At 63.9% G+C, this 25781-nt stretch carries 23 protein-coding genes; 13 read left to right on the top strand and 10 right to left on the bottom strand.

The window, feature by feature from the left end:
- Position 1: 1 nt before the first annotated feature.
- The 6 genes from H0485_RS07185 to miaA form a co-directional block, all read right to left on the bottom strand.
- On the bottom strand, positions 2-2086 hold the full coding sequence (locus H0485_RS07185) for a dipeptide ABC transporter ATP-binding protein (RefSeq protein WP_226934687.1): 2085 nt from the start codon (positions 2084-2086) through the stop codon (positions 2-4).
- Between the two features lie 38 nt (positions 2087-2124).
- A complete protein-coding gene (locus H0485_RS07180; RefSeq protein ID WP_226934686.1) occupies positions 2125-3291 on the bottom strand; it encodes an ABC transporter permease in 1167 nt (388 codons plus the stop codon).
- Between the two features lie 7 nt (positions 3292-3298).
- Positions 3299-4384, bottom strand: coding sequence for an ABC transporter permease (locus H0485_RS07175; RefSeq protein WP_226934685.1), 1086 nt, complete (start codon positions 4382-4384; stop codon positions 3299-3301).
- A gap of 114 nt (positions 4385-4498) precedes the next feature.
- Positions 4499-6151 carry an ABC transporter substrate-binding protein gene (locus H0485_RS07170; protein WP_226934684.1) on the bottom strand — a complete coding sequence of 551 codons (1653 nt, stop codon included), beginning with the start codon at positions 6149-6151 and terminating at the stop codon, positions 4499-4501.
- Positions 6152-6468: 317 nt separating this feature from the next.
- On the bottom strand, positions 6469-7281 hold the full coding sequence (locus H0485_RS07165; RefSeq protein ID WP_226934683.1) for an AraC family transcriptional regulator: 813 nt from the start codon (positions 7279-7281) through the stop codon (positions 6469-6471).
- Between the two features lie 211 nt (positions 7282-7492).
- Complete coding sequence (gene miaA / locus H0485_RS07160; RefSeq protein ID WP_435531486.1) at positions 7493-8386, bottom strand: tRNA (adenosine(37)-N6)-dimethylallyltransferase MiaA; 894 nt, start codon at positions 8384-8386, stop codon at positions 7493-7495.
- A gap of 128 nt (positions 8387-8514) precedes the next feature.
- Between miaA and pyrH the strand changes: the two genes are divergently transcribed.
- The 13 genes from pyrH to lpxB all read left to right on the top strand — a co-directional run bounded on the left by pyrH (position 8515) and on the right by lpxB (position 21195).
- Positions 8515-9267, top strand: coding sequence for a UMP kinase (gene pyrH / locus H0485_RS07155; RefSeq protein WP_226934681.1), 753 nt, complete (start codon positions 8515-8517; stop codon positions 9265-9267).
- Positions 9268-9407: 140 nt separating this feature from the next.
- Positions 9408-9977 carry a ribosome recycling factor gene (gene frr / locus H0485_RS07150; protein ID WP_226934680.1) on the top strand — a complete coding sequence of 190 codons (570 nt, stop codon included), beginning with the start codon at positions 9408-9410 and terminating at the stop codon, positions 9975-9977.
- A 12-nt stretch (positions 9978-9989) separates the two neighbouring features.
- Positions 9990-10718, top strand: a complete 729-nt coding sequence (gene uppS, locus H0485_RS07145; protein WP_226934679.1) for a polyprenyl diphosphate synthase — start codon at positions 9990-9992, stop codon at positions 10716-10718.
- Positions 10715-11521 (top strand): phosphatidate cytidylyltransferase, encoded by an 807-nt coding sequence (locus tag H0485_RS07140; protein ID WP_226934678.1) that lies wholly within the window; start codon positions 10715-10717, stop codon positions 11519-11521. The genes uppS and H0485_RS07140 overlap by 4 nt, the downstream gene beginning before the upstream one ends.
- Before the next feature lie 4 nt (positions 11522-11525).
- On the top strand, positions 11526-12710 hold the full coding sequence (dxr, locus tag H0485_RS07135) for a 1-deoxy-D-xylulose-5-phosphate reductoisomerase (protein WP_226934677.1): 1185 nt from the start codon (positions 11526-11528) through the stop codon (positions 12708-12710).
- Positions 12711-12767: 57 nt separating this feature from the next.
- The gene (gene rseP, locus H0485_RS07130) at positions 12768-14099 is read left to right on the top strand and encodes an RIP metalloprotease RseP (protein WP_226934676.1); all 1332 of its coding nucleotides are present in this window, start codon (positions 12768-12770) and stop codon (positions 14097-14099) included.
- Between the two features lie 149 nt (positions 14100-14248).
- Positions 14249-14410 carry a hypothetical protein gene (locus H0485_RS07125; RefSeq protein WP_226934675.1) on the top strand — a complete coding sequence of 54 codons (162 nt, stop codon included), beginning with the start codon at positions 14249-14251 and terminating at the stop codon, positions 14408-14410.
- Positions 14411-14685: 275 nt separating this feature from the next.
- Positions 14686-17076, top strand: a complete 2391-nt coding sequence (gene bamA / locus H0485_RS07120) for an outer membrane protein assembly factor BamA (protein ID WP_226934674.1) — start codon at positions 14686-14688, stop codon at positions 17074-17076.
- 1 nt (position 17077) lies between these two features.
- On the top strand, positions 17078-17761 hold the full coding sequence (locus tag H0485_RS07115) for an OmpH/Skp family outer membrane protein (RefSeq protein WP_226934673.1): 684 nt from the start codon (positions 17078-17080) through the stop codon (positions 17759-17761).
- A gap of 184 nt (positions 17762-17945) precedes the next feature.
- Positions 17946-18407, top strand: a complete 462-nt coding sequence (gene fabZ, locus H0485_RS07110) for a 3-hydroxyacyl-ACP dehydratase FabZ (protein WP_226934672.1) — start codon at positions 17946-17948, stop codon at positions 18405-18407.
- A gap of 3 nt (positions 18408-18410) precedes the next feature.
- On the top strand, positions 18411-19217 hold the full coding sequence (gene lpxA / locus H0485_RS07105) for an acyl-ACP--UDP-N-acetylglucosamine O-acyltransferase (RefSeq protein WP_226934671.1): 807 nt from the start codon (positions 18411-18413) through the stop codon (positions 19215-19217).
- On the top strand, positions 19214-20035 hold the full coding sequence (locus H0485_RS07100) for an LpxI family protein (protein ID WP_226934670.1): 822 nt from the start codon (positions 19214-19216) through the stop codon (positions 20033-20035). The genes lpxA and H0485_RS07100 overlap by 4 nt, the downstream gene beginning before the upstream one ends.
- The gene (gene lpxB, locus H0485_RS07095; RefSeq protein ID WP_226934669.1) at positions 20032-21195 is read left to right on the top strand and encodes a lipid-A-disaccharide synthase; all 1164 of its coding nucleotides are present in this window, start codon (positions 20032-20034) and stop codon (positions 21193-21195) included. The genes H0485_RS07100 and lpxB overlap by 4 nt, the downstream gene beginning before the upstream one ends.
- Here lpxB and H0485_RS07090 read toward each other — a convergent pair.
- The 4 genes from H0485_RS07090 to H0485_RS07075 form a co-directional block, all read right to left on the bottom strand.
- A complete protein-coding gene (locus H0485_RS07090; RefSeq protein WP_226934668.1) occupies positions 21185-21760 on the bottom strand; it encodes a retropepsin-like aspartic protease family protein in 576 nt (191 codons plus the stop codon). The two genes, lpxB and H0485_RS07090, sit on opposite strands and share 11 nt — an antisense overlap.
- 87 nt (positions 21761-21847) lie before the next feature.
- A complete protein-coding gene (locus tag H0485_RS07085; protein WP_226934667.1) occupies positions 21848-22468 on the bottom strand; it encodes a MarC family protein in 621 nt (206 codons plus the stop codon).
- Positions 22469-22598: 130 nt separating this feature from the next.
- Positions 22599-23198 (bottom strand): nitroreductase family protein, encoded by a 600-nt coding sequence (locus H0485_RS07080; RefSeq protein ID WP_226934666.1) that lies wholly within the window; start codon positions 23196-23198, stop codon positions 22599-22601.
- A 228-nt stretch (positions 23199-23426) separates the two neighbouring features.
- A complete protein-coding gene (locus tag H0485_RS07075) occupies positions 23427-25280 on the bottom strand; it encodes an ABC-F family ATP-binding cassette domain-containing protein (RefSeq protein WP_226934665.1) in 1854 nt (617 codons plus the stop codon).
- Positions 25281-25781: the final 501 nt, after the last annotated feature.

Raw genomic sequence — 25781 nt, 5'->3', positions numbered from 1 at the left:
ATCACCCGCCATTCAGCCTGATCACCGGGCGCATCCCGGCCAGGGTCTCTGCGCTCAGATGGCATTTCAGCTGATGGCCCGGGGCAGGGCTCTGCATCCTGGGCAGGCTCGTTTCACAAAGATTGCCCGGCACTTCTGATTTCCGGTGACAGCGGGTCTGGAAGGGGCAGCCCCTCGGTGGGTTCAGGGCCGAGGGGATCTCGCCCTTCAGCACGATCCGCTCCTGGATCACATCGGGATCGGCCACCGGCACGGCCGAGAGCAAGGCCTCGGTATAGGGGTGATAGGGCGGGGCAAAGACCTGATCGGTCGTGCCCATCTCGACCACATGGCCGAGATACATCACCAGCACCCGGTCCGAGAGATAGCGCACGATCGACAGGTCATGGCTGATGAACAGAAGCGTGGTGCCGTTCTGATCCTGAATATCGCTGAGCAGTTCGGTCACCGCCGCCTGGACCGAGACATCGAGCGCCGAGACCGGCTCATCCGCCACCACCAGCTTCGCCCCGCCGGCAAAGGCCCGGGCAATGCCGACGCGCTGCTTCTGCCCGCCCGAGAGCTGGCGCGGGCGGCGGCTGGCAAAGGCGCGTGGCAGTTTCACCAGATCGAGCAGTTCCAGCATCCGTGCCTCGCGCGCGCGATCATCCTGGCCGATGCCGAAAACCTCGAGCGCGCGGATGATCTGGCGCCCCACGGTCATCGAGGGGTTGAGCGTGTCAAAGGGGTTCTGAAACACCATCTGCACCCGGGCGATGCTGGCCCGGTCACGGGCGCGGATCGGCACATCGCCGAGATCCTCGCCGAACAGGCGCATCCGCCCGGCGCTGGCGGTTTCCAGCCCCAGTAAAATTTTGGCGAGGGTGGATTTGCCGCAGCCGGATTCACCGACAATCGCCAGGGTCTCACCCGCCCGCGCCTCGAAACTGAGGCTTTCATTGGCTTTGACGATGCGCGAGCTGCCACCGCCAAAAGCGCCGCTGCTGCTCTGGTAATATTTGCGCAGATCCTCGGCCTGCAGCACCAGGGCTCCGGGCGGGCGCTTCTCACGGCTGGGCAGCGCTTCGGCAGGGGCATCCCAGTCAATCTCCGCCCAGCGCAGGCAACGCGTCAGATGCGGATCGTCATCGCCCGGCAGGCGCTGCATCGCTATCTCCTGCGCATCGCAGCGGCCTTTCTGAAAATACGCGCAGCGCGGGCCGAAATTGCAGCCGGGCGGGCGCTCATGTGGCAAGGGGAAATTGCCGGGGATCGCCAGCAGGGGCCTCGTATTGCGGTCGGTGCCGGGTAGGGGAATGGCGCGGAACAAAGCCTCGGTATAGGGGTGGCGCATGGCGCGGAACAATTCGGCAATATTGCCGGTCTCGACCGCTTCGCCGGAATACATCACGCAGATCCGGTTGCAGGCGCGCAGCACCAGGCCCAGATTATGGCTGATGAACAGCATGGTGGTGCCGGATCTGCGCGCCAGATCCTGCAGCAGATCCATGATCCCGGCCTCAACCGTCACATCCAGCGCCGTGGTCGGCTCATCGAGGATCAGCAGCGCCGGCTCGGCCATCAAAGCCATGGCAATGACAATGCGCTGCTGCTGCCCGCCCGAGAGCTGATGCGGAAAGGCATTCAGGATACGCTCGGGATCGGGCAGGCGCACATCCTCAACCATCTGCCGGGCGCGGGCCAGGGCGGCGCGTTTTGACACTCCCTGGTGGATCATCGGCACTTCGGCCAGCTGCGCGCCGATTTTCATCGCCGGGTTCAGCGAGGCCATCGGCTCCTGATAGATCATCGCGATTTCCGAGCCGCGGAGCTTTTGCAGCGCGCGCGCGGGCAGGGTGACCAGATCCTGGCCCTTAAACAGGATGCGCCCGCCGGTGATCTTACCATTGGCACCGAGATCGCGCATCAGCCCGAGCGCCACAGTGGATTTGCCGCAGCCGGATTCCCCGACCAGCCCCATCGCCTCACCCGCCATCACCTTGCAGGAGAAATCCATCACCGCCGGGATCTCTCCCATCCGGGTGAAGAAAGAGATTGAGAGGTTCTCAATCTCCAGCAGCGGCTTTGTCGGATCCCAGGCTTGCATCAGCTGCTCCTGTCGCGGGCATTCAGGGGGGAGGGATATCAGTCTTTCAGGCTTTCCTCGCGCAGACCATCGGCGAGCAGGTTCAGCCCGAGCACCAGGCTCATCAGCGCGATCGCCGGCACCAGCGCCATATGCGGCATGAAGCTGAGGATTTTCGATCCGGCATTGATGGTTGAGCCCCAGTCCGGGCTTTCGGGGCTGACGCCCAGGCCAAAGAAGCCGAGCGTTCCAAGCAGGATGGTTGTGTACCCGATCCTCAGGCAAAAATCGACGATCAGCGGCCCGCGCAGATTGGGCAGGATCTCCCAGAGCATGATATACCAGCGCCCCTCACCCCGGGTCTGGGCGGCGGCGACGTAATCGCGGGCGGAAATATCCATGGCGAGGCCACGGGTGATGCGAAACACCCCCGGAGCATTCACAAACACTACCGAGACGAAGACATTGAGCATATTCGGGCTTAAAGCGAAGATCCCCAGCGGGTCTTTGTTCAGCGCCAGGCCGGACCAGATCCAGAAGCCGGTCAGCAGGGTCAGCCCCAGCAGCAGATTGCGCCTGGCGGGCTGCATGTGAAAGCGGCTGTAAAACAGCAGGCAGAAGAACAGGATCGGGAACAGAAACAGCACGGCGGCAAAGCGTTGCGGGATGCCGGTCTGCACGATCTCAGGCGTGACCAGCAGGTAAAACAGCAAGATCACCGGAAAGGCGAGCACCAGATTGGCCAGGAAAGACAAAGCGGTATCGAGTCTGCCGCCGATATAGCCTGCGGGCAGGCCAAGGGTGATGCCGATAAGAAAGGCGAAAACCGTGGCGGCGGGGGCGATCTTGAGCACTTCACGCGCGCCCGCCACCATGCGCGAGAAGACATCGCGGGCAAGGCCATCGCCGCCAAGGATATACCAGGGAAAGGCGCCCGCGGCGGGGTTTTTCACCGGTGTGCCGGGCAGAGCATTTTTCATCCCCGAAAGCTGGGCCAGCGGGTCAAAGGTCACGATCAGATCGGCCAGCAGCGCCGTCCAGACCCAGAACATCACGAGGCTGAAGCCGATCACCCCGGCAGGGGAGGCAAAGAGCCTGCCGTAAAGCCCGAGATGGCGGCGAAAGCTGAGCGAAAGTGCGAAGGTCAGCAGCAGCGCCAGCCAGACCGGACCAAAGGCGAGGGCCATTTTCCACAGGATCAGCGGCCAGGAGAGGGGATCGGTCATCTGTGCCTCATGCCAGCCGGATCCGCGGGTTCAGCAGGACATAGCCAATGTCCGAAATCGCTTGCGTGATCAGCACGACAATCACCGCAATGATCGAACAGCCCAGCAGCAGCGAAATGTCATTATTCCCGGCCGCCTGCACCAGAGTCCAGCCAAAGCCCTTGTAATTGAACAGGGTTTCGACAATCACCACCCCGTTCAGCAGCCAGGGGAACTGCAGCATAATCACGGTGAAAGGCGCGATCAGCGCGTTTCGCAAAGCATGTTTCAACACGATATTGCGGAAACTGACGCCTTTCAGCCGCGCGGTGCGGATATATTGCTGGCTCATCACCTCGGCCATCGAGGCGCGGGTCATCCGGGCGATATAGCCAATGCCATAAAGCGCGATGGTCAGCACCGGCAGAGTGAAATTCTTAAAGCTCAGCTCCTCCATGGCGCTGGTGGCAGTGCCCTGAAACAGCGTCTTGCCCTCAATCCAGCCCGCCTCAGCCAGAAGCGGCGACAGGCCGGTGGTGGCCGAGGCGAACAAAGCCACAAGGATCACCCCCGAGACATATTCCGGCGTGGCGGTGGTGGCGATGGCAAAGCCCGAGAGCAGCCGGTCGCTGCGTGAGCCCTCGCGCATGCCTGAAAGCACCCCGATCAGCAGCGAGACCGGCACCATGACCAGCATCACCCAGAGCATCAGCCAGGAGGTATGGCCAAGCGCGCGGATCAGCACATCACTGACCGGCTGTTTAAAGACGCTGGACCAGCCCCATTCGCCCTGCAACAGCCCGCAGCGCTGCGGCGCGACAGCGGCGGGCCGCTCGCGGCTGATGCAGCGGCCGGTGGTCACCCCCTCGTCTTGGGAGAAGCGCCAGCCCGGCACCAGGCCCAGCCACTGGCCATAGCGGCTGAGAAGCGGCGCCTCATAGCCGTTCTTCAGCAGCCAGCTGGCCACTTCGGCATCGCTCATCCGTACTGAGGCCTCTGATTTGGCCAGCTTTTCCAGGCTGGGTTCCAGATTGGTCAGCCAGAATACGATGAAGGTCAGCACCAGCACCGTCAGCGCCATGATGCCGGTGCGGCGCAGGATAAAACTCAGCATCAAAGCTCCTCTTCCGGGGGGGAAGCCGGGCAGGGCCGCTCGCCCTTCTCAGCCGGGGGGCTCAGCGAGCGGGTCTGGCGGGAGGGAGTCTGCCCCTCCCGCAGCGGGCCGCGATCAGGCGGCAATCCACCAGTTGTAATGGTGGTGCTCAAAGGTGGCATGCTGGTCGCAACCGCGCACTTTCGGATCGGTATGGCGATAGAGCGAGCGCCAGTAGGGCTGGATCAGCACGCCCTGTTCCTGCAAGATCTCCTCAAGCCGCTTCACCACCTGTGACCGCGCTTTGGCATCGACGATGGACAGGGCCTTTTCGAGGTTCTCATCGAATTCGGCATTGCTGAAGGCGGATTCATTCCAGGCCTCGCCGGTGCGATAGGCACTGACGAGGATCTGCACGCCGAGCGGGCGCATATTCCACTCGGTGGCCGAGAAGGGGAATTTCGTCCAGTCATTCCAGAAGGTTGCGCCGGGCAAAGCGGTGCGTTTGATCTTCAGCCCGGCATCGCGGATCTGGGGTGCAATCGCATCACAGGTGGCGGCCTGCCAGGGTTCATCCAGCGAGATCAGCTCAAATTCGAAATCTGCTTTGCCGGCCTCTTCGACCAGAGCCTTGCCACCCGCAGGATCGGGCACCACCGGGGCGAGGGCGTAATATTCCGGATGGATCGGGCAGACATGGTGGTTTTCCGCCACCGTACCGAGGCCATTATAGCCCAGTTCCAGCACAATGGCATTATCGACGCATTTTGTCAGCCCGGTGCGGACCTTTACATCCTTATATTCCCCGGCTTCCTGGTTGAAACGCACCGCGAGGGTGGCTGCGGTTACCGCCTCGCTCTGGTCCCAGCCAAGGCCGTCGAACATTTCCACATATTCGCCGGTGGTCTGATAGGTGGCATCGAGCTCGCCGGATCCGGCGGCGGCCAGAACTGCCGAGGGATCGGTGCCAAGATCGATATATTCGATCCGGTCGAGCCAGGGGCCGCCGTAAACCGCGCTGCCCCACCAGGGCTGATCCGATTTCACCAGCGCGGCCCGCACGCCGGTCTCAAAGCTCTCAAACTTAAACGGGCCGGTGCCGGGCGTGGTGGTCGGATCGCCATTGTCATAGCTCTGATGCACCACATGGCCGGGATAATCGGCAAGCGCCGCGATCAGGGCAATATCGGGCGAGCTGAGGCTGAGTTTCACCGTAGCGCCATCAACCACTGTCACCGCACCCTCGCGCAGCTTTTTGGTGGCGGGATCAACCAGGCCTACGACGCGCCCGGCCATGGAATTGCCCTCAACCGTGCCATCGGCCCAGCGGGCAAAATTATGCGCCACATCTTCGGCGGTGAAATCATCGCCATTCGACCATTTCACCCCCTGACGCACCTTCAGCACATATTCGCTGGCATTGTCATTGGCCTCCCAGCTTTCGAGAAGCATGCCGCGGATCGAGCCGTCATTGTTATATTCGACCAGATATTCCAGCCAGCCGCGCAGGAAATTGGAGATCTGGCTCCAGTCAGAGGCGCGCGGATCCTTCAGCGCTTTCAGCTCCATATTCATCCGCAAAGTGCCGCCCGCCACCGGGCTTTCCTGGGCGCGGGCCGGGGCCTCAAGCCCGATCAGCCCGAAGGCCAGCGGCGCCGCCACCCCGAGCGCGGTGGTGCGGGTCAGAAATTCGCGCCGGCTCAGCAGGCCCTGGCGGTAATCCTCAGCGTAAATCGTCGCGGCGGGGTGAAGGGCAGCGGTTTGCGGTTGCGCAGTCTTGCTGGTCATATGTCTCTCCCTGACAGTCCTGGCCTGGTATCGCTTGTTCTGCGGTTCAGTTCAGTCCGGGCCTGCCATTGGGGCTGCGAGGGCTGTCGGGTCCGGGCCGGAACGCGGCCTTTCTGACAGCCAAAGCAAAGAAAGACTGCCGGTTCGTTGACCGGCGGGCAGGTCCCCTGGCTGCATTTGCACATGGTTTGGCTGCAGGCGTCAATCACTTCCGGGGCCGGGGGGCAGATTTCGCAGCCGGGCCCCGGGGGGCTGAAAAACGCCCGAAAGCCCCGGGGCGGTGCGCCGGGGTTTCGCGGTTTTGCCGGGGCCAGGGCTCAGGCGCTGCGGCGGAAGGCGGTCGGGGATTTGCCGGTCAGATGGTGGAAGGCGCGGGTGAAATAGGCGGGTGAGGCAAAGCCGAGGCTGGCGGCAATATGGCCGACCGGAATTCTGGTCTCGCTCAGCAGCCGCTGGGCCTCAAAGATGCGCCGGTCCTGCAGCAAGGCCGAGGCCGGGCGGCCACAGGCCGATTTGCAGCAGCGCGTCAGATGGGTGGGCGTCACCTCCAGCCTTGCGGCGAAATCGGCAATGCCAAGGCCCGAGCGGAATTCCTTTTCCAGCAGCGCCGCATAGCGTGCCACCAGGCGGCGGGTGGCATCGGGGCGGCTGGCCTCCGGCTCGGCGCGCAAAACCTGGCGCTCGAGCCAGACGCTGAGCAGCCCGAGATAATGCTGCGTGGCGCGTTCACGCGCCGCGATGTCCGAGGCCTGTTCGCGCTGGATCGCATCGAGCAGCAGGTTGATCTCCTGCTGGGCATGGACCTCGCGGATGCGCAGATGCTGCGGCTCTTTTGGCAAGGTCACATCGCAGTTGCGGCCAAAGAAAACCGCAATACCAAAGACCGCCGGTCCGGCATCAAAACCATGCATCACCCCGGGCGGGATAAAGACCGCATTATGCGCGGTATAGCCACGGGTCGAGCCCTGCAGCGTGATCCGGCCCTGGCCTTTGGTGAACCACAACAGGCAGGGTTCCGAGAGCGAGCGCATCGCCTCGGTGCGCCAGCGGCCAGCGGCAACCAGCCGCGGCACCGCGATGATGCGCAGCCTGGAAATCGCAGTAAAATCCTGCATCGGTGCTGGCTTCATCACATGCTCCCACCCGGGGCCCGATCCGGGCCACCATCGTGGCGAGCCTAGCCAGGCCCTGGCACCGGCCCAAAGCAAAAAATCTCTGCGCCTTGTGACTTATCCACAGGATACGGTGAAATCTGTGCATAAGCCTGTGGGCAAGCCCGGGCCCCGCAACTCTCGGGCCAGAACCGGGGCCGGGCGGGCCCCGAAGGCGGCGGCGCGGATCTCAGCCCGGTTCAATGCTGCGCCAGTCCTTCATGCGCGAGCGCATCCAGGTGCGCTGACGTTTGGCATATTGCCGGCTGGCCAGCTTTGCCGCTTCCACCGCCTCCTCCAGCCCGGTCTGGCCCTGGAGATGGGCGATCAGCTCCGGCGCGCCGATGGCCCGTGCCCAGGGGCGCTCAGCCTGCCAGAACGGCAGCTGGGCGCGCGCCTCCTCCAGCGCGCCTGCCGCCATCATCTGATCAAAACGGCGGTCGATCCTGGCATTCAGCCAGTCCGGCCCGGGCCGCAGCACCAGAGCCTCGGCGCGCGCAGGCGGTAACAGGGGCGCGCCGGTCCCGGCCTGCCAGGCGGCAAGGCCGCGTCCGGTGGTGCGCAACACCTCCCAGGCGCGCTGCACCCGGGCCGGGTTCTGCAGATCGGTCCTGGCGGCGGTTTCAGGGTCGAGACCGGCAATCATCGCCGCCAGATCATCCTGGCGCAGCAGATCGGCTTCGGCCCTGACCTCCGCCGGCACCGGCGGGATTTCGGCCAGCCCCTCGGTCAGGGCCATGAAGTAAAGCCCGGTGCCGCCGACAATCACCACCGGCCCGGCAAGCAAGGCGGCAAGCTCGCGCAGCCAGTGGCCGACCGAATAATCCGCATCACGGCCGATATGGCCATAGAGCAGATGCGGAGCGGCGGCCTCTTCTGCCTCTGAGGGCCGGGCGGAGAGCAGCCGCCAGGCGCTGTAGACCTGCAAAGCATCGGCATTGATCACCCGGCGCCCGTCGCGTGCCGCCAGCTCCAGCGCCAGCGCTGATTTGCCGCTTGCCGTCGGTCCGGCAATCAGCACGGGCAGCTCACGCGATACAGAATTCAGCAAAGACAAGTCCTGTTCCTCTTGCGGGAAATACATCATGGGGCCGGCTTTCCGGGAGGAATGCCGCTGCAGGCGGGCGCGGCGGCGCTTCCCCGGTTGAACCTCGACCCGATTTCGCCCATTTTGCGCGCAAATCACTATCCACAGCAAGATCAGGGGAATCCATGTCGGGTGAAAGCAAGAAGCCGGGATCGGAGCCGGGCGTGAAATATTCCCGCGTGATGCTCAAAATCTCGGGTGAAGCGCTGATGGGCGATCAGGGCTATGGCCTGAACCCGCGCACCGTGGCGCGGATCGCCAATGAGGTAAAGCTGGTCCAGGAGATGGGCGTAGAGGTCTGCATGGTGATCGGCGGCGGCAATATCTTCCGCGGTCTGGCAGGCTCGGCCCAGGGGATGGAGCGCACCACCGCCGACTATATGGGTATGCTTGCGACTGTGATGAATGCGCTGGCGATGCAATCGGCGCTGGAGCAGCTCGGGGTCTTCACCCGGGTGATCTCGGCGATTCCGATGGATCAGGTCTGCGAGCCCTATATCCGCCGCCGCGCCGTGCGCCACCTTGAGAAAAAGCGGGTCTGCATCTTTGCCGCCGGCACCGGCAACCCCTATTTCACCACCGATACCGCCGCCACTCTGCGCGCCAGCGAAATGGGCTGCGAAGCGGTGTTCAAGGGCACCAAGGTGGATGGGGTCTATGATAAAGACCCGAATAAATTCGACGATGCCAAGCGCTATGAGGCCGTGTCCTATGATGAGGCGCTTGAGAAACATCTCGGCGTGATGGATGCGACTGCCATTGCCCTGGCGCGGGACAATGATCTGCCGATCATCGTTTTCTCGCTGGATGAGCCGGGCGGGCTGCGCACCATTCTCGCCGGTGAAGGCACCTATACCACTGTGAATTCAAAAGGCTGAGGCCTGGCCCGGCACCTGGCCCGGCCAAAGCGCGGTCGGGACGCCGGACTATACCTCTGAGCCAATTCGTCTTATACGGACCAAAATCCCTGTCGGGCGCCCAAACGGGGCTGTCGGCAGGCCGAGTAGGGGAAAACCTGATGTCGACCGAAGAATTTATGCTCGACACCGATGATCTGACGCGCCGCATGGAAGGCGCGATTGCCAGCCTGCGCGTCGAATTCGCCAGCCTGCGCACCGGCCGTGCCTCGGGCGCGCTGATCGAGCCGATCCAGGTTGATGCCTATGGGCAGATGACGCCGATCAACCAGCTGGGCACCGTCAACGTGCCCGAGCCGCGCATGGTCACGATCAACGTCTGGGATAAAGCCATGGTCTCCAAGGTCGAGCGCGCGATCCGTGACAGCGGCATCGGCATCAATCCGCAGACCAATGGCACGATCATCATGCTGCCGATTCCGGAGCTGAACGAAGAGCGCCGCCGCGAGCTGACCAAGGTCGCCGGCAATTATGCCGAACATGCCAAGGTGGCGGTGCGCAACCTGCGCCGTGACGGTATGGACCAGATCAAAAAGGCCAAGACCAAAAACCTCATCTCGGAAGATGACCAGAAATTCTGGGAGGATGAGGTCCAGGAGCTGACCGATAAATATATCAAACAGGTCGATCAGACCCTTGAGGCGAAACAGGCGGAGATCATGCAGGTCTGAGGGGGCTCGCCTATGGCCGCTGACAAAGCCAGTGTCGCGCGACGCGCAGAGCATATTGCCATCATCATGGATGGCAACGGGCGCTGGGCAACCAATCGCGGCTGGCCGCGTCTGGTCGGGCATCGCAAGGGGGTCGAGCGGGTGCGCGAGATTGTGCGCGCCGCCCCCGACCTCGGCGTCACCCATCTGACGCTCTATGCTTTCTCAACCGAGAACTGGAAGCGCTCGACCGAGGAAGTCCTTGGTCTGATGGCGATTTTCGCCCGCTACATCCAGCGCGAGGCGGCTGAGCTGGGCCGTGAGGGGGTGCGGTTGCGCTTTATCGGCGACCGCACACGCCTGGCGCCAAAACTGCAGCGGCTGATGGCCGGGATCGAGGCCAAGACCGCGCATCTCGATCGGCTGAACCTGACGGTGGCGATCAATTACGGCGGGCGCGATGAGATCCTGCGCGCCGCCCGTGCCATTGCCACTGATGCGGCTGAGGGCCGGTTTAACCCCGAAGATCTGACCGAGGCCGCCTTCTCGGGCCGGCTCGACAGTTTTGATCTGCCCGATCCCGATCTGGTGATCCGCACCTCGGGTGAGACCCGGACCTCGAATTTCCTCGCCTGGCAGGCCGCCTATGCTGAATATGAATTTACCCCGACCCTCTGGCCGGATTTTACCCCGGTCGAGCTGGGCGAGATCCTTGAGCGCTTCGCAGGGCGGGATCGCCGCTTTGGCGGGGTGAAAAAATGAATAAAACTGTTTCTTCGGATCGCTGGGCCGATCTGTTCCCGCGTCTGGCCTCGGCGCTGGTCATGCTGCTGCTTGGCGGCGCTGCGATCCGGGCCGGGGGCGGCTGGTTTGCCGCGCTGGTGGTGCTGGCCTGCGCTCTGATGAGCTGGGAGCTGGCGCGGATGACGCGGGGCGAGGGCTTTGACGCTTCGGTCGTGATCGCGGTGCTGGCGGCGGCGGTGCTGGCGCTGAACCTCTGGGCGCCGGTGCCGTGGTTTCTGCCCTTCCTGCTTCTGCCCGCGCTGATCGGCACGCTGGCTCCGCGCCGCGATCTGCTGGCCTTTGCCCCCTATGCTTTGCTGATCATGCTCTGCGGCCTCGCGCTGGTCATGCTGCGCGAGATCCATGGCATGGGGGCGCTGGTCTGGCTGCTGGCGGTGGTGATCGCCTCGGATGTGCTGGGCTATTTTGCCGGGCGCAGCCTTGGCGGGCCGAAATTCTGGCCGGCGATCAGCCCGAAAAAGACCTGGTCGGGCACGCTGGCGGGCTGGATCGGCGCGCTCGCGATCGGGCTTTATTGCTGGGGCGTGGCGGGCTGGCCGCTGGCCGTGGTCTGGGCGGCACCGCTGATCGCCTTTGCCGGTCAGCTCGGCGATATTGCTGAAAGCGCGATCAAGCGCCGGGCCGGGGTGAAAGATGCCTCGAATCTGATCCCGGGGCATGGCGGGCTGATGGACCGCTTTGACGCGCTGCTCTTCGCCTCGATCATGGTGCTGCTGCTGAACCAGTTCGCGCCCTTCCTTCCTGTTGCTGTCAAAGGGTAAGGCCATGCGCCGTATCACGCTTCTGGGGGCGACCGGCTCGGTCGGCTCGCAAACCGCTGATCTTTTGCGCCGCGAGGGCGGGCGTCAGGCCTTCCGGATGGTGGCGGTGACCGGCGGCAGGAATATCCAGGGCCTGGCGGCGCTGGCGCGCGAATTCGGGGCAGAGATTGCGGTCACCGCCGATCCGGCGCTGCTCGGCGCGCTGCGCAGCGCGCTGAGCGGCAGCGGCATTGAGGCTGCCGCCGGGCCAGAGGCCCTGGCCGAGGCTGCCTCACGCCCCGCCGACTGGGTGCTGAGCGCGATCATTGGCGCCGCCGGGCTGGTGCCGGGGATGCGGGCGCTTGAACAGGGCGCGACCCTGGCGCTGGCCAATAAGGAAAGCCTCGTTGCGGCAGGCCCGCTGATGATGGCGACCGCACGGCAGCATAAAGCGCAGATCCTGCCGGTCGACAGCGAGCATTCGGCGATTTTTCAGTCGCTGGGCGGCGAGGATATTTCCCGGGTCGAGCGGCTGATCCTGACCGCCTCGGGCGGCGCTCTGCGCGACTGGCCGCTGGAGCGGCTGGCCGGGGCCAGCGTGGCCGAGGCCCTGGCCCATCCCAACTGGTCGATGGGGCAGCGCATCACCATCGACAGTGCCTCGATGTTCAATAAGGCGCTGGAAGTCATTGAAGCTCGTGAATTTTTCGGTGTTGCCCCCGAGCAGATCGAAGTGATCATTCACCGTGAAAGCATCATTCATTCCATGGTCGGCTTTAAGGATGGCGCGGTGATGGCGCATCTGGGCTGTGCCGATATGCGCCATCCGATCGGCTATGCTCTGCACTGGCCCGAGCGGCTGCCGCTGCCGGTCGAGCGGCTCGATCTGACGAAACTGGCCCGGCTGAGCTTTGAAGCCCCCGATGAGGCGCGCTTCCCGGCGCTGCGGCTGGCGCGCGAGGTGATGGCGGTGCGCGGCCAGGCGGGCGCGGCATTCAATGCCGCAAAAGAGATCGCGCTGGACTGGTTTCTCGCCGGTAAAATCGGCTTTATGGATATGGCGGCCGTGGTCGAGGCCAGCTTGTCGCGGCTGGGCTCGGATTGCAGTCTGCATCAGGAGGCCCGGAGCCTTGAGGAGGTGCTGGCCATGGACCAGTTGGCAAGGCGGCGCGCCGCTGAAAGCGCCGCCCGGCTGAGCCGGGCGGGCTGACAGAAAGCCCGGGGGCCGCAGGGCCAGAGATAAAGTGAAGCGAGAGGAAGCAGGCCGATGGATCTACTCACAGCATTGACCGGGACCGCCTGGTCAGCGGTGTTCTTCATCGTCGCTCTGTCGGTGATCGTCGCCATTCATGAATATGGCCATTACATCGTCGGCCGCTGGTCGGGCATTCATGCCGAAGTGTTCTCGGTCGGGTTTGGCCCGATCCTGTTCTCGCGCGTCGACAAGTGCGGCACGCGCTGGCAGATCGCCGCCATTCCCTTTGGCGGCTATGTGAAATTCCTCGGCGATGCCGACGCCTCTTCGGTGCAGAGCGCGGTTCCGGCCGGGCTCTCGGTGGAGGAACGGCGTCATACCATGGCAGGGGCACCGCTCTGGGCCCGGGCCTCGACGGTGATCGCCGGGCCGATGGCCAATTTCATCCTGACCTTTGCCATTCTGCTCGGGGCTTTGTTCTATACCGGCCTGCCGGTCGAGCGCCCGACCGTGGCCCGGCTGGCGCCGCTGCCGGTTGAGCAGCCTTTGCGCCCGGGCGATGTGATCCTTGAGATGAACGGCCAGGCCACCCCGGATCTGGCAGCGATGGGCGAGGTTTTGCGCGATCTGCCGCGTGCGGCGCAGATCGCGTTCCGGGTCGAGCGCGATGGCGAGGAGCTGAGCTTTATGGCACCGCATCCGCAACCGGCGCTGGTGGCTTCGGTCCAGGTGAAATCGGCGGCGATTGATGCCGGCCTGCGTCGTGGCGATGTGATCCTGTCGCTTGATGGCCAGCCGATCGAGGTGTTCAGCGATCTGCAGTCGGTGGTGGTCGGATCCGGCGGCCGCGCTTTGCCGATGACGGTCTGGCGCGATGGCACAACCTTCGAGGTCAGCCTCAGCCCGCGCAGCCGCGAAATCCCGCGCCCCGAAGCCGAAGGCGGTGGTTTTGAAACCCGCTGGATGATCGGTCTTGCCTCGGGCCTGACCTTTGAGCCGGTGACCCGGACCCCTGGCCTTTTTGAGGCGGTTTCCATCGCCGCTTCGGATATGTGGGCCATGGTCACCACCACCTTCTCGGGCCTGTGGCATATGATCGTTGGCCAGATCTCGACCTGCAATATGTCGGGGATGATCGGCATTGCCGAGACCATGGGCGATGCGGCGAAATCGGGCACGATGAGCTTTGTCACCATGCTGGCGGTGCTGTCGATGGGGGTGGGGATCCTGAACCTCTTGCCGATCCCGGTACTCGATGGCGGCCATCTGGTATTCCATGCCTTTGAGGCCGTGACCGGCAAGCCGCCCTCGGATGCGGCTTTGCGTCTGCTGATGACCGTGGGGCTGACGCTTCTGCTGTCGCTGATGGCTTTCGCTTTGTGGAATGATGTCACCTGCCTCTGAGCGGGCGGCGAGATAAAAATTTAATCCCGTCCCGGAGGTCCGGCGCGGGATTAATTTTTCCATCCGGGCAAAAATCAGGATCTTTGCCCGAACCTGCCTTAGTAATGCCTGATTTCGCGCCTATTTCTGCTCTGGCAAGGGGGTGTGTCATGCAGATAGTGGCCAGACAATTTCCGGGGCTTGCGCTTCTCGCGCGGCTGAATTCAGACTGGATTATTACCGTTGCTGCGGTGGTGCTTGGCCTCATGGCCGGGGCTCTCCTTGGCTCGGTTCTGATCGGCGAGCTGCCGCTGCAGTCATACCAGCCCTGAGCGGCGGCCAGGCCTGCGGGCTTTGCGGCTCACGCGCTTCCTACACCCCGTTCCGTTATGCGGCGCGGGGTTTTCTCTGCCCCGCATCCGGGCCCGCGCCCGGGCCTGGCCGCAAGCTCCGCTCAAAGCCCGGATCAGCGGGAAAAACCCTGTGGCCAGGGGGGCATACCATATATGCGCCGCATGCCGAAAATGACCGCATCCTTTTGACAAGAGCCCGCTGAGACGCTAGTCAGACGCAAGGGTTTTTAAAAGACGGGGCGCGGGCAGATACCATGGTGAGCAGCTTCAATCGGAAAGATCGCCGTGCCGCTGAGCGCAATAAACGGGCGGGCAGGGCGCTTGCCGCCGTGGTTTTCCTTGGCGCAGCAGGGACATCGCCGCTCTGGACCCCGGTTGCCTATGCGCAGAGCTATGCTTTTTCGACCGTCCGGGTTGAGGGTAATCAGCGGGTAGATGCCTCGACCGTGCTCAGCTTCGCGGGAATCGCCAAGGGCCAGCAGGTTTCGGCGGGAGGGCTGAATGATGCCTATCAGCGCATCAATGGCTCGGGCCTGTTTGAAACCGTTGAGGTGATCCCCCAGGGCAGCACCCTGGTGATCAAAGTGAAGGAATATCCTTTCATCAATATCATCAACTTTGAGGGCAATAAGCGCCTCAAGGATGAGGATCTGGTCAAGCTGATCAAATCGCAGTCGAGCCGGGTATTCTCGCCCTCGATGGCCGAGGCCGATGCGGCGGCGATTGCCGAAATGTACCGCGTCCGCGGCCGGATCGCTGCCACGGTTGAGCCGCGGGTGATCCGCCGCGCCGATAACCGCGTTGACCTGGTGTTCGAGGTGACCGAGGGCAAGGTGGTCGAGATCGAGCGGCTGTCCTTCGTCGGCAACCGCGACTTCTCGGACCGCCGTCTGCGTCAGGTGCTCGAGACCAAACAGGCGGGCTTCCTGCGTCAGCTGATCCAGCGCGACACCCTGGTGACCGAACGGCTCGAACTCGACAAGCAGGTGCTGACCGAATTCTACCGCTCGCGCGGCTATATCGACTTCCAGGTGCTTGATGTTTCGGCGGAAGTCTCGCGTGAGCGCGATGCCAGTTTCGTGACCTTCACCATCCGTGAAGGCCAGCAATATGACATCGGCACGATTTCAACTGTGTCGGAAGTCCAGGGCATTGATGCCGCTGAATTCGCAGCAGTGCAGAAGATCAAAACCGGCCAGACCTGGAACCCGGCGCTGATCGATAATAACATCGCCCGGATGGAAAACCTGGCCCTGAAAAAGGGTCTGAACTTTATCCGGGTTGAGCCGCGCATCACCCGTGATGACCGCAATCAGCGGGTGAACATTCAGTTCGCCGTGGTGCGGGGCGAGAAGATTTTCGTCGAACGCATTGATATTGAAGGCAATGCCACGACGCTCGACCAGGTGGTGCGCCGCCAGTTCCGCACCGTTGAAGGCGACCCCTTCAACCCGCGTGAAATCCGCCAGTCGGCCGAGCGTATCCGCGCGCTTGGCTTCTTCTCGGATGCCCGGGTCAATGCCGAGCCGGGCTCCTCGCCCGATCAGGTGGTGGTCAATGTCGATGTTGATGAAAAGCCCACCGGCAGCCTCGGCTTTGGTCTGAGCTATTCGGCCGATGGCGGTGCCGGGATCACGGTCAATTTCTCCGAGGCCAATTTCCTTGGCCGCGGCCAGTCGATCGGCTTCAACGTCGCCACCACCGAAGACAATCAGAACTCGTCCTTCACCTTTACCGAGCGCGGTTTCCTCGGGCGTGACCTGAGCCTGTCTTTCGGCATTTTCTACCGCACCTCGGATTACGACAACGCGCTTTATAACACCCGCAATGGCGGGCTGTCGTTGTCGCTGGGCTTCCCGCTGGGTGAGCAGTCGCGCCTGTCGCTGCGCTATAATTACAGCCGGAACAGCCTGTTCGATCTGCAGGATGACGTGGCGGCCGATCCGACCGCAACCCCGCCGGTTGCCGAGGATATCCGCTCGCCGATCATCCGCCGTGAAGCGAACCAGGGCTCGCTGGCCAGTTCGAGCATTGGCTATAGCTATGAATATGACAGCCGGATCACCGGGCTTGACCCGACCCGCGGCATGCTTTTGCGCTTTGGCCAGGATATCGGCGGTCTGGGCGGCGATACCAAATTCCTCACCACCAGCCTGTTCGCCATGGGCGAGCGCCGGGTCTGGAGCGAAGAGGTAACTTTGCGCGTCATCGCCGAGGCCGGTCATATTCATGATCTCGGCGATACCGGCACCCGCGTGACCGACCGCTTCTTCCTGCGCGGTAAAATGCGCGGCTTTGAGCCCAATGGCATTGGTCCGCGCGACGGGACCGGTCTTGAGGATGCGCTCGGCGGCAATGCCTTTGCCGTGGTGCGCTTCGAATCTGAATTCCCGCTCGGTCTGCCGGAAGAATATGGCATCATGGGCGGCGCCTTCCTCGATATCGGATCGGTCTGGAGCCTGTCGGACCGTGCCGGTCTGGCTGGCGAGATCGATGATGGCCTGAAGCCGCGGGTGGCGGTCGGTCTGTCGGTGCTCTGGGATACGCCGATTGGTCCTTTGCGCTTCAACTTTGCCAAAGCGCTGAAGAAAGAAGACTATGACCGCACCCAGAGCTTCGATCTGACCGTCAGCACCAAATTCTGATATGGCAGGCGCTGCAGTTTTGCCGCGCATCGCAGGGATCCTTGCCCTGTTGCTCGCCCCGGTCGGGGCGGGTTTGGCTCAGGTGCCCGCCGAGGATGCGGCGGATCTGCCGCCCGCGCCGCAGGTGCGCACCACGGTGCTGACGCTCGATCAGGACCGGATGTTTCGGGAATCGGCCTGGGGGCGCGCCGCGACCCTTTCGGCCGAGACCCGCGCCCAGGAGCTTACCGCCGAAAATCGTGGCATCGAACAGGCGCTTGAGGCCGAAGAGCTGGAACTGACCACGAAGCGAACCAGCATGAGCTCCGAGGATTTCGCACCGCTCGCTGCCGCTTTCGATCAGAAGGTCGAGGATTTCCGCGAAGGCCAGGATGGCAAATCCCGTGCCATCTCGCGCCAGCTGGATGAGGATCGCCAGCGCTTTTACGGCCTTGCCGTGCCGGTGCTGGTGGATCTGCTCGCCGAATATGAGGCGGCGCTGATCATTGCCGATGATGCGGTGATCCTGTCGCTCAGCGCGGTGGATGTGACCGAACAGGCGATCACGCTGATGGATCAGCGCCTGCCCGGGCCCGAGGCCTCGCGCGGTTCCGGCGAGGAAACCGGTGAGCCTGCCCCCGAAGGCGGAGCGGGGACTGCTCCGGCCGGGGATGCTGCGACAGAGGCACCGGCTCAAAGCCCCTGAGGCCTTGCAGGCCTGAAGGGCGCGGGGCGCGCCGGGCCGGGCAGCATAGCCAGAGCCCGCCGCAGAACCGGCTCATCTGCCGGCGGAACTTGCCCCGCCGGTCTCAAATTGCTAGCAGGAAACCAAAGATGCGCGAGATCCCCGAGCCCGGACCGCGCCAGACCATTCCAGGAGGACAGGCCCCGTGGACGCAACGCCCGTGACCAGTGCAGATCTCGATCTGATCCAGCGGATCATTCCGCATCGTTACCCGTTCTTGCTGATCGACAAGGTTAAAGATGTGGTGATCAACGAATCCTGCGTCGGCGTGAAATGTGTCACCTATAATGAGCCGCAGTTCACCGGCCATTTCCCGGGCATGCCGATCTTCCCCGGCGTGATGATCATCGAGGCGATGGCGCAGACCTCGGGCGTGCTGGTCGGCCTGTCGATGGATCTGGTCGATAAAAACGCCAAGGTCTTCTTCATGGGCGTTGACGGGGTGAAATTCCGCCGCAAGGTGGTGCCGGGTGATGTGCTGGAACTGCATGTCAAAGCCCTGCGCGGCGGCGGCAAAGTCTGGAAATTCGAGGGCAAAGCCACCGTTGATGGCGAGCTGGCCTGCGAAGCCCAGTTCACCGCCATGTTTGACCTGCCGAAAGCCTGATCCATGCCCATTCATCCCACGGCTTTCATCCACCCCTCCGCCTCGGTCGATGACGGGGCGGTGATCGGTGCCGATTGCACAATCGGCCCGTTCTCAGTGGTCGGAAATGAGGTGGTGCTGCAGCGCGGCGTCACGATTAAATCCCATGCCGTGGTGACGGGCTGGACCGAAATCGGCGAAGAGACGGTGATCTTTCCCTTCGCCACCGTGGGCGAGGTGCCGCAGGATCTGAAGTTCAAAGGCGAGCGCACCCGGCTTGAGGTCGGGGCGCGCTGCCGCATCCGCGAAGGCGCGACGCTGAACACCGGCACCGAAGGCGGCGGCGGGGTCACCAGAATAGGCGATGACTGCCTGCTGATGACCGGGGTCCATATCGGCCATGATGCGATTGTCGGCAACCGGGTGGTGATGGCCAATAATGTCGCCATCGCCGGCCATTGCCATATTGGCGATGATGTAGTGATCGGCGGGCTGTCGGGCATTCATCAGTTCGTCCGTATCGGTCAGGGCGCGATCATCGGCGCGGTGACCATGGTCACCAATGATGTGATCCCCTATGGCCTCGTTCAGGCCTCGCGCGGCGAGCTTGAGGGGCTGAACCTCGTCGGGCTGAAGCGGCGCGGCGTGCCGCGTCCCGAGATCACCCAGCTGCGCGCCGCCTATCAGATGCTGGCCCAGGGCGAGGGCAATTTCCATGACCGCGCCGCGCGTCTGGTCGAGGATTTCGACGGCCCGCATGTGCGTGAGATTTCCGAATTCATCCTCGCGGCCAGCGACCGCTCCTTCCTGACGCCGAAAGGCGCCAAATGACCACCGCGATCATCGCAGGCCGGGGGGCTTTGCCGGCGGCGCTGGTGAAAGCCGCGCCCGAGCGCCCGCTGGTGGCTGCGCTCTCGGACTTTGCGCCTGAGGGGCTGAACCCGGATATCGGGTTTCGCATCGAGCGGCTCTACCCGTTTTTCGCGGCTTTGCACGATGCCGGGGTCACTTCGGTCTGTTTTGCCGGGGCGGTGCAGCGGCCGCGCCTTGATCCGGCGCAGTTTGATCAGATCACTGCCGGGATCGTGCCGCGGCTGCTGGGCGCGCTGGCCCAGGGTGATGATGCGACTTTGCGCGAGGTGATCGCGCTGTTCGAGGAAGAGGGGCTGAAGATCATTGGCGCGCATGAGCTGGCGCCGGATCTCCTGCCCGGGCCTGGCCTTTATGCCGGTGAGCTGAGCGAGCGTGATCAGCTCGATGCGGCACGCGCCGCGCTGATCACCGAGGCGCTTGGCCGGGTCGATGTCGGCCAGGGCTGCGTGGTGCAGCAGGGGCTGTGCCTCGCCACCGAGACCCTTGCCGGCACCGATGCCATGCTGGCCATGGTCGCGGCTTTGCCGCCCGGGCTGCGCCCGGAGGCGGTGCGGGGAAGGGGGCTGATCTATAAGGCGCCAAAACCGCTGCAGGACCGCCGCATCGATCTGCCCGCGCTTGGGGTGACCACGGTCGAGAATGCGCGTGCCGCAGGCCTCGGCGGTATCAGCTGGGAGGCGGGCAGCGTGCTCTGCCTCGATCTGCCCGGGATGCAGGCCGCAGCGCGCGAGGCCGGGCTCTTCCTCTGGGCGCGCGCCCCGGGCGGCGGGGCGTGAATTTCTTCCTGATCGCCGGGGAACCCTCGGGCGACCGGCTTGGCGCGGCGCTGATGGCGGGGCTGCGTCAATTGCTGCCTGATGCGGGTTTCGCAGGCATCGGCGGCCCGGCGATGCAGGCCGGGGGGCTGCAGAGCCTGTTTGCGATGGAAGAACTCTCGGTCATGGGCATTGCCGAGATTGCGCCGAAATATTTCCACCTCAAACGCCGGATCCGCGAAAGCGCCGAAGCGGTGCTTGCCGCCGGCCCGGCGGCGCTGATCACCATTGACAGCCCGGATTTCTGCCTGCGGGTGGCAAAGCTGGTCAAGGCGGCGCGGCCCGACCTGCCGGTGGTGCATTATGTCGCGCCTTCGGTCTGGGCCTGGCGTCCGGGCCGGGCGCAAAAAATGGCGCGCGTGGTCGATCATGTGCTCGCGCTTTTGCCCTTCGAGCCGCCCTATATGCAGGCCGCCGGGATGAGCTGCGATTTTACCGGCCATCCGGTGGTCTCCGAGCCGGAAGCCTCGCCTGCGGCGGCCCAGGCTTTCCGCGCCCGGCATGGGATTGGCGCTGAGGCCCCCTTGCTGGCGGTGTTGCCCGGTTCGCGCCGGGGCGAGATCGCCCGGCTGCTGCCGCCCTTTGGCGAGACAATCGCGGCGCTGCAGGCCGATCTGCCGGATCTGCGCCTCGTGCTGCCGACGCCGGGATACCTTGAGGAAACCGTCCGCGCCGCGACGGCGGGCTGGGCGGTGGCGCCGCTGATCCTGGCCGCGCCGGATGTCGCGACCCGTACCGCCGCTTTTGCCGCCGCCGATGCGGCACTGGCAGCCTCCGGCACGGTCAGCCTCGAGCTGGCGGCGCAGAACTGCCCGATGGTGATTGCCTATGATATGGCGCCGCTGACGCTCTGGCTGATGCGGCGCATGGTGCAGATTGACACGGTGACGCTGGTCAATCTGGTCTCGCAAACCCGGGTTGTGCCCGAATTCATTGGCAAAGACTGCCGGGCCGGGCTGGTGGCCCCGGCTTTGCTGGCGCTGCTGACCAGTGGTGCTGCGGCGCAGCAGGCGGCAATGGCGCTGACCATGGAGCGGCTGGGCCGGGGCGGTGAGCCGCCGGGGCTGCGCGCCGCACGCTCGGTTCTGGGCTTTATCAGCCGGGGCCGGATCAGCGGCTGAGCACCATCCGCTCGCCGTCAATCCGGATCGAGAAGCGGCGCAGGTAATCCATGCCGAGCAAAGATCCCTCCATCTCGCCCTCATTGACATAGGCGGAGAGGCCCTGATCGCGGAACGGGCCAAAGCGGATCTCGGGCAGTTCGACCCGGGCGGTGCGCACCACGCCATTGGCGGTCGAGGCCTCATTGAGGAAGCGCAGATCCTGATCGCTGAAGCCCAGCCTTTCGGCATCGCGGCGCGACAGCACCATATTGGTGGCCCCGGTATCGGCCATGAAGAAGACCTCGGTGCCGCCAATGTCGAGCGCGGCATAGAAATGGCCGTCGGCGGCGCGCCTGAGCACCATCTCGCCGGCCTCATTTGCCATCTGACGTGGCCGGTGATCGGAACGGATATCGCCCCAGAGCCCGTATCCGGCGGCGACACCGACGAAAATCAGCCCCCAGGCGGCGGCGGCGCGCAGGGCCTGGCCCATGCGGTTGCGATATTCGACAAAAATCCAGCCGCCCACTGCCATCAGCAAGAGCACAAGATAGAGCAGGCGCGGCCAGTATTCAAAATCCATCGGATCTCTCCTTTGGATCAGATATGGGGCAGGGCGCGGCTTTGGGAAAGGGCAGATTGACCTGGTGCCAGCGGCCTCACCACAGTGTCAGAGCGGGATCAGCCCGGTGCTGCGGATGCCGTCAATGACAAACTGCACCGAAAGCGCGGCAAGCAGCATACCGAGCAGCCGGGTGATCACCAGCGTGCCGGTGCGGCCGAGCATTTTTTCCAGAGGCGTCGCCGCCAGCAGGAACAGCAAAGTCACCACCATGATCGCAACCAGCAGGCCCAGAACCGCGATTTTGCTGATCCAGTCCTCACCGGCCTCGCCCATCAGCAGGATCATCGTGGCAATCGCCCCTGGCCCGGCGATCAGCGGCGTGGCCAGCGGGAAGACCGAAGGATCGTGATCGGGCTCGGCCTGTTTGCCCTCGCGCCGCTCGGTCCGGCGCTCAAACAGCATATCCAGCGCGGTGAGAAACAGCAGGATGCCGCCCGCGATGCGGAAAGCGGGCATGGAAATGCCAATGAAATGCAGGATCGGCTCGCCAAACAGGCCAAAGACCAGCAGCAGGCAAAAGGCGATGAGACAGGCCCGGATGGCCAGAGCGCGGCGGCGCTGAAACCCCATGCCCGAGGTCAGGGCAATAAACAGCGTGACCAGACCCGGCGGGTCGATCACCACGAAAAGCGTGGCAAAGGCGGTGATGAAAGCAGCAGTATCCATGCGACACCCTGATGCCTTCGCGGCCCGGCGGTCAAGCGGCGCAAAATGCCGCAAGCGCGGAAACCGGCGAAAAAAGGGGAAGGGTCGTGCTGACCCTTCCCCTGCGCGGACAGTGATCCGGAGCCGCGGCTTATTTGCCTAGGGTCACGAAACGCTTGCTGTCATCGATGAAGTCTTTGGCGGCAAAACCGGCCTCATTCGAGCCGAAGGGCATCTGCGCCTGCAGTTTCCAGCTGGCGGGGATATTGAAGGCTTTGGCCAGGGCGGCATCGGCGATCGGCGAATAATGCTGCAGGCTGGCACCGATGCCTTTTTCGGCAAGGGCGGTCCAGACGGCGAGCTGCGCCATACCGGCCGAATGCTGCGAGAAGCCGGGGAAGGCTTCGGCATAAAGCGGGAAGTTTTCCTGCAGGCCTTTGACCGTATCCTGATCCTCATAGAACAGAACGGTGCCGGCGCCGGCGGCGAAGCTTTTCATTTTGGCTTCGGTCGGGGCGAAAGCCTCAGCCGGAACGATCTGGCGCAGTTCGGCCCCGATCAGCGACCAGACTTTCTCGCTTTCGGCGCCAAACAGGATGACGGCACGCGAGCTTTGCGAGTTAAAAGCCGAGGGCGAGAGGCGGATCGCCTCTTTGATCAGCGCTTCGGTTTCATCCGCAGAAAGCGTTACATTTTTGCCGAGCGCATATTGGGTGCGACGGGTGCGGAGCTGTTCAATAACATGTGACATAAGACAGAGCCTTCACTGATGCCGCGCTGCGGCGTTGTTCTCTGTCCTATCTCGACCTGCACTGATCTGTTTTCAAGAGGGTTAAGATGCGCGAAAATGCACAGTGCCTGTTCGCGGCCTGTTCGCGCGAAGTCTCGCTTTTCAGGGCAGAGATCCCTGGCCGGACCCCGCGCAAACCGGGCCCGGCGCGGGAACCGGCCCGAGGCCGGAACCGAGCCGGAACCGGCCTCAGACGGTGGCGGTTTCCAGTTTTTCCTGGGCGGTGAGCCAGAGCGCCTCGGCTTTGTCGAGCGCGCCCATCACCTCGGCATATTTATTGTTCCAGACCCCGAGATCGCCCTTGCGGTCATCCTCATAAAGCGCCGGATCGGCCAGTTTCACCGCCAGTTTGCTGCGCATATCCTCAAGCTTGGCGAGGCGATCCTCGCATTTGCGCAGCTCGGCCTTCAGCGCAAGGATCTCGTCGCGGCTGGCTTTCTTCGGCTTTTCAACGGCTTTGGCGTTCTGGGCCTTTGCCGGCTCATCCGAGGTCAGCAGCAGGCGCCGGTATTCCTCAAGGTCGCCGGTGAAGGGCTCAACCGCGCCGCCCTTGACCAGCCAGAGCCGGTCAGCCACCAGGCCCAGCAGATGCATATCATGGCTGACGAGGATCACCGCGCCGGAATAAGCCGTCAGCGCCTCGACCAGGGCCTCGCGGCTCTCAATATCAAGGTGGTTGGTCGGCTCATCAAGGATCAGCAGATGCGGCGCGTCGATGGTGGCGAGCAGCAGCGACAGCCGTGCTTTCTGGCCGCCCGACAGGCGCTTGACCGCAGTCTCGGCCTGATCGGCCCCAAGGCCAAAGCCCGCCAGACGGGCGCGCAGCCGCGGCTGATGCTCATTCGGGCGCAGCCGCTGCACATGCTGCAGCGGCGTTTCCTCGATCATCAGCTCATCGACCTGATGCTGGGCAAAATAGCCGATGCGCAGTTTCGAGGACTGGGTGAATTTGCCTTCCGCCGCCCTGAGCTTGCCCGCCAGCAGTTTCGACAGGGTGGATTTGCCCTGACCATTGCGGCCCAGCAGTGCGATCCGGTCATCCTGATCGATGCGCAAGGACAGGCGCTTGAGCACCGGCGGGCCATCATAGCCGACCGAAACCCCGTCAAGGGTCAGAATCGGCGGCGACAGCTCTTCGGGTTCGGGGAAGGTGAAAACCACTTTCGCCGCATCTTCCGGCGCGGTGATCGTGGTCATTTTTTCCAGCATTTTCACCCGGCTCTGCGCCTGGGTGGCCTTGGAGGCCTTGGCCTTGAAGCGGTCGACAAAGCTTTGCAGATGGGCGCGCCGCGCCTCCTGCTTTTTCGCCTCGGCGGCCTGAACCGCGCGACGCTCGGCCATCTGCCGGGCAAACTGGTCATAGCCACCCTGCCAGAGCGTCAGCTTCTTATTGTCGAGATGCAGAATGCCCTGGACGGCGCGGTTCAGCAGGCCCCGGTCATGGCTGATGATCAGCACGGTATGGGGGTATTTCTGCAGATAGCTTTCCAGCCAGAGCGCGCCCTCAAGATCGAGATAGTTGGTCGGCTCGTCGAGCAGCAGCAGATCGGGCTGGGCAAAGAGCACGCCCGCCAGCGCCACCCGCATCCGCCAGCCACCCGAGAAAGCCGAGCAGGGCATCAGCTGCTTTTCGGCCTCAAAGCCCAGACCCTTGAGGATCGCCGAGGCGCGGCCCTCAGCCGACCAGGCATCGATATCGGTCAGACGGGCCTGGATCTCGGCAATGCGCGAGGGATCGGTGGCGGTCTCGGATTCGGCCAGCAGTTCGGCGCGCTCGGTATCGGCGGCCAGAACCGTGTCGAGCAGCGAGGTCTCAGAAGAGGGAACCTCCTGGGCCACGCCGCCGATCCTCGAGCGGGCCGGCATCGAGATATCGCCGCCCTCCAGCGCCAGCTCGCGCCTGATCAGCCGGAACAAAGTGGTCTTGCCAGCGCCATTGCGACCGACAAGGCCAATCTTATGGCCGGTGGGAATCGTGGCAGAAGCGCCCTCAAACAGCGGGCGGCCTTCGACGGAATAGGTGATATCTGAGATCCGGAGCATGGCACCCGCCTTGCCAGTGTGTCTGGCCAAGGTCAACGGCGATAAGGGGCTGCGGGCGATTATATGCGGGCTCTGCGCAGCGGGATCGCAGCCCGGATCGCAGTTCGGGGATCAGGCTGGCGGATCAGGCGGCGGATCAGCCGGGGGATCTGGTCGGGGATCAGGCTTGCGCGCGGGGCAGCGGCCGCTGGCAGCGGCGTGCGGCCCAGGCGGGGATGGCGCCGGGCGGGTCCTGCTGAGCGGCGCCCTGCAGGGGATTTTCTGACAATGACGCTGATTTTCCTCCTGGCGCGGGTTGCACATTGAGGAGTGCGCGGGAATAGTCATGGGGTTATCCGGGGCCTTTTTCGGGGCCAGCCCGTCAGGGCGGGGCGGACATTTTGTCTTTTGGCCGAATTTGTCTTTTGGCCGGATCTGTGCCGCCAGCCCGTTGCGCCAGCAGCTGGAGTTACAGCGCCGCTGCCGCCCGGTTCCGGGAAAGTGTTTACTGCAGGGTGCCGA

It is taken from the genome of Pseudogemmobacter faecipullorum (genome assembly GCF_020539525.1).
Classification (GTDB): Bacteria; Pseudomonadota; Alphaproteobacteria; order Rhodobacterales; family Rhodobacteraceae; genus Pseudogemmobacter; species Pseudogemmobacter faecipullorum.
The sequence above is the reverse complement of the archived record's forward strand: the minus strand, read 5'-3'. Positions and strand labels throughout refer to the sequence as shown.

Bases quoted from the DNA above. Each gene is read 5' to 3' on its own strand.
- H0485_RS07185 (WP_226934687.1), bottom strand. From the start codon at position 2,086: ATGCAAGCCTGGGATCCGACAAAGCCGCTGCTGGAGATTGAGAACCTC.
- H0485_RS07180 (WP_226934686.1), bottom strand. From the start codon at position 3,291: ATGACCGATCCCCTCTCCTGGCCGCTGATCCTGTGGAAAATGGCCCTC.
- H0485_RS07175 (WP_226934685.1), bottom strand. From the start codon at position 4,384: ATGCTGAGTTTTATCCTGCGCCGCACCGGCATCATGGCGCTGACGGTG.
- H0485_RS07170 (WP_226934684.1), bottom strand. From the start codon at position 6,151: ATGACCAGCAAGACTGCGCAACCGCAAACCGCTGCCCTTCACCCCGCC.
- H0485_RS07165 (WP_226934683.1), bottom strand. From the start codon at position 7,281: ATGAAGCCAGCACCGATGCAGGATTTTACTGCGATTTCCAGGCTGCGC.
- miaA (WP_435531486.1), bottom strand. From the start codon at position 8,386: ATGTATTTCCCGCAAGAGGAACAGGACTTGTCTTTGCTGAATTCTGTA.
- pyrH (WP_226934681.1), top strand. From the start codon at position 8,515: ATGTCGGGTGAAAGCAAGAAGCCGGGATCGGAGCCGGGCGTGAAATAT.
- frr (WP_226934680.1), top strand. From the start codon at position 9,408: ATGTCGACCGAAGAATTTATGCTCGACACCGATGATCTGACGCGCCGC.
- uppS (WP_226934679.1), top strand. From the start codon at position 9,990: ATGGCCGCTGACAAAGCCAGTGTCGCGCGACGCGCAGAGCATATTGCC.
- H0485_RS07140 (WP_226934678.1), top strand. From the start codon at position 10,715: ATGAATAAAACTGTTTCTTCGGATCGCTGGGCCGATCTGTTCCCGCGT.
- dxr (WP_226934677.1), top strand. From the start codon at position 11,526: ATGCGCCGTATCACGCTTCTGGGGGCGACCGGCTCGGTCGGCTCGCAA.
- rseP (WP_226934676.1), top strand. From the start codon at position 12,768: ATGGATCTACTCACAGCATTGACCGGGACCGCCTGGTCAGCGGTGTTC.
- H0485_RS07125 (WP_226934675.1), top strand. From the start codon at position 14,249: ATGCAGATAGTGGCCAGACAATTTCCGGGGCTTGCGCTTCTCGCGCGG.
- bamA (WP_226934674.1), top strand. From the start codon at position 14,686: ATGGTGAGCAGCTTCAATCGGAAAGATCGCCGTGCCGCTGAGCGCAAT.
- H0485_RS07115 (WP_226934673.1), top strand. From the start codon at position 17,078: ATGGCAGGCGCTGCAGTTTTGCCGCGCATCGCAGGGATCCTTGCCCTG.
- lpxA (WP_226934671.1), top strand. From the start codon at position 18,411: ATGCCCATTCATCCCACGGCTTTCATCCACCCCTCCGCCTCGGTCGAT.
- H0485_RS07100 (WP_226934670.1), top strand. From the start codon at position 19,214: ATGACCACCGCGATCATCGCAGGCCGGGGGGCTTTGCCGGCGGCGCTG.
- H0485_RS07090 (WP_226934668.1), bottom strand. From the start codon at position 21,760: ATGGATTTTGAATACTGGCCGCGCCTGCTCTATCTTGTGCTCTTGCTG.
- H0485_RS07085 (WP_226934667.1), bottom strand. From the start codon at position 22,468: ATGGATACTGCTGCTTTCATCACCGCCTTTGCCACGCTTTTCGTGGTG.
- H0485_RS07080 (WP_226934666.1), bottom strand. From the start codon at position 23,198: ATGTCACATGTTATTGAACAGCTCCGCACCCGTCGCACCCAATATGCG.
- H0485_RS07075 (WP_226934665.1), bottom strand. From the start codon at position 25,280: ATGCTCCGGATCTCAGATATCACCTATTCCGTCGAAGGCCGCCCGCTG.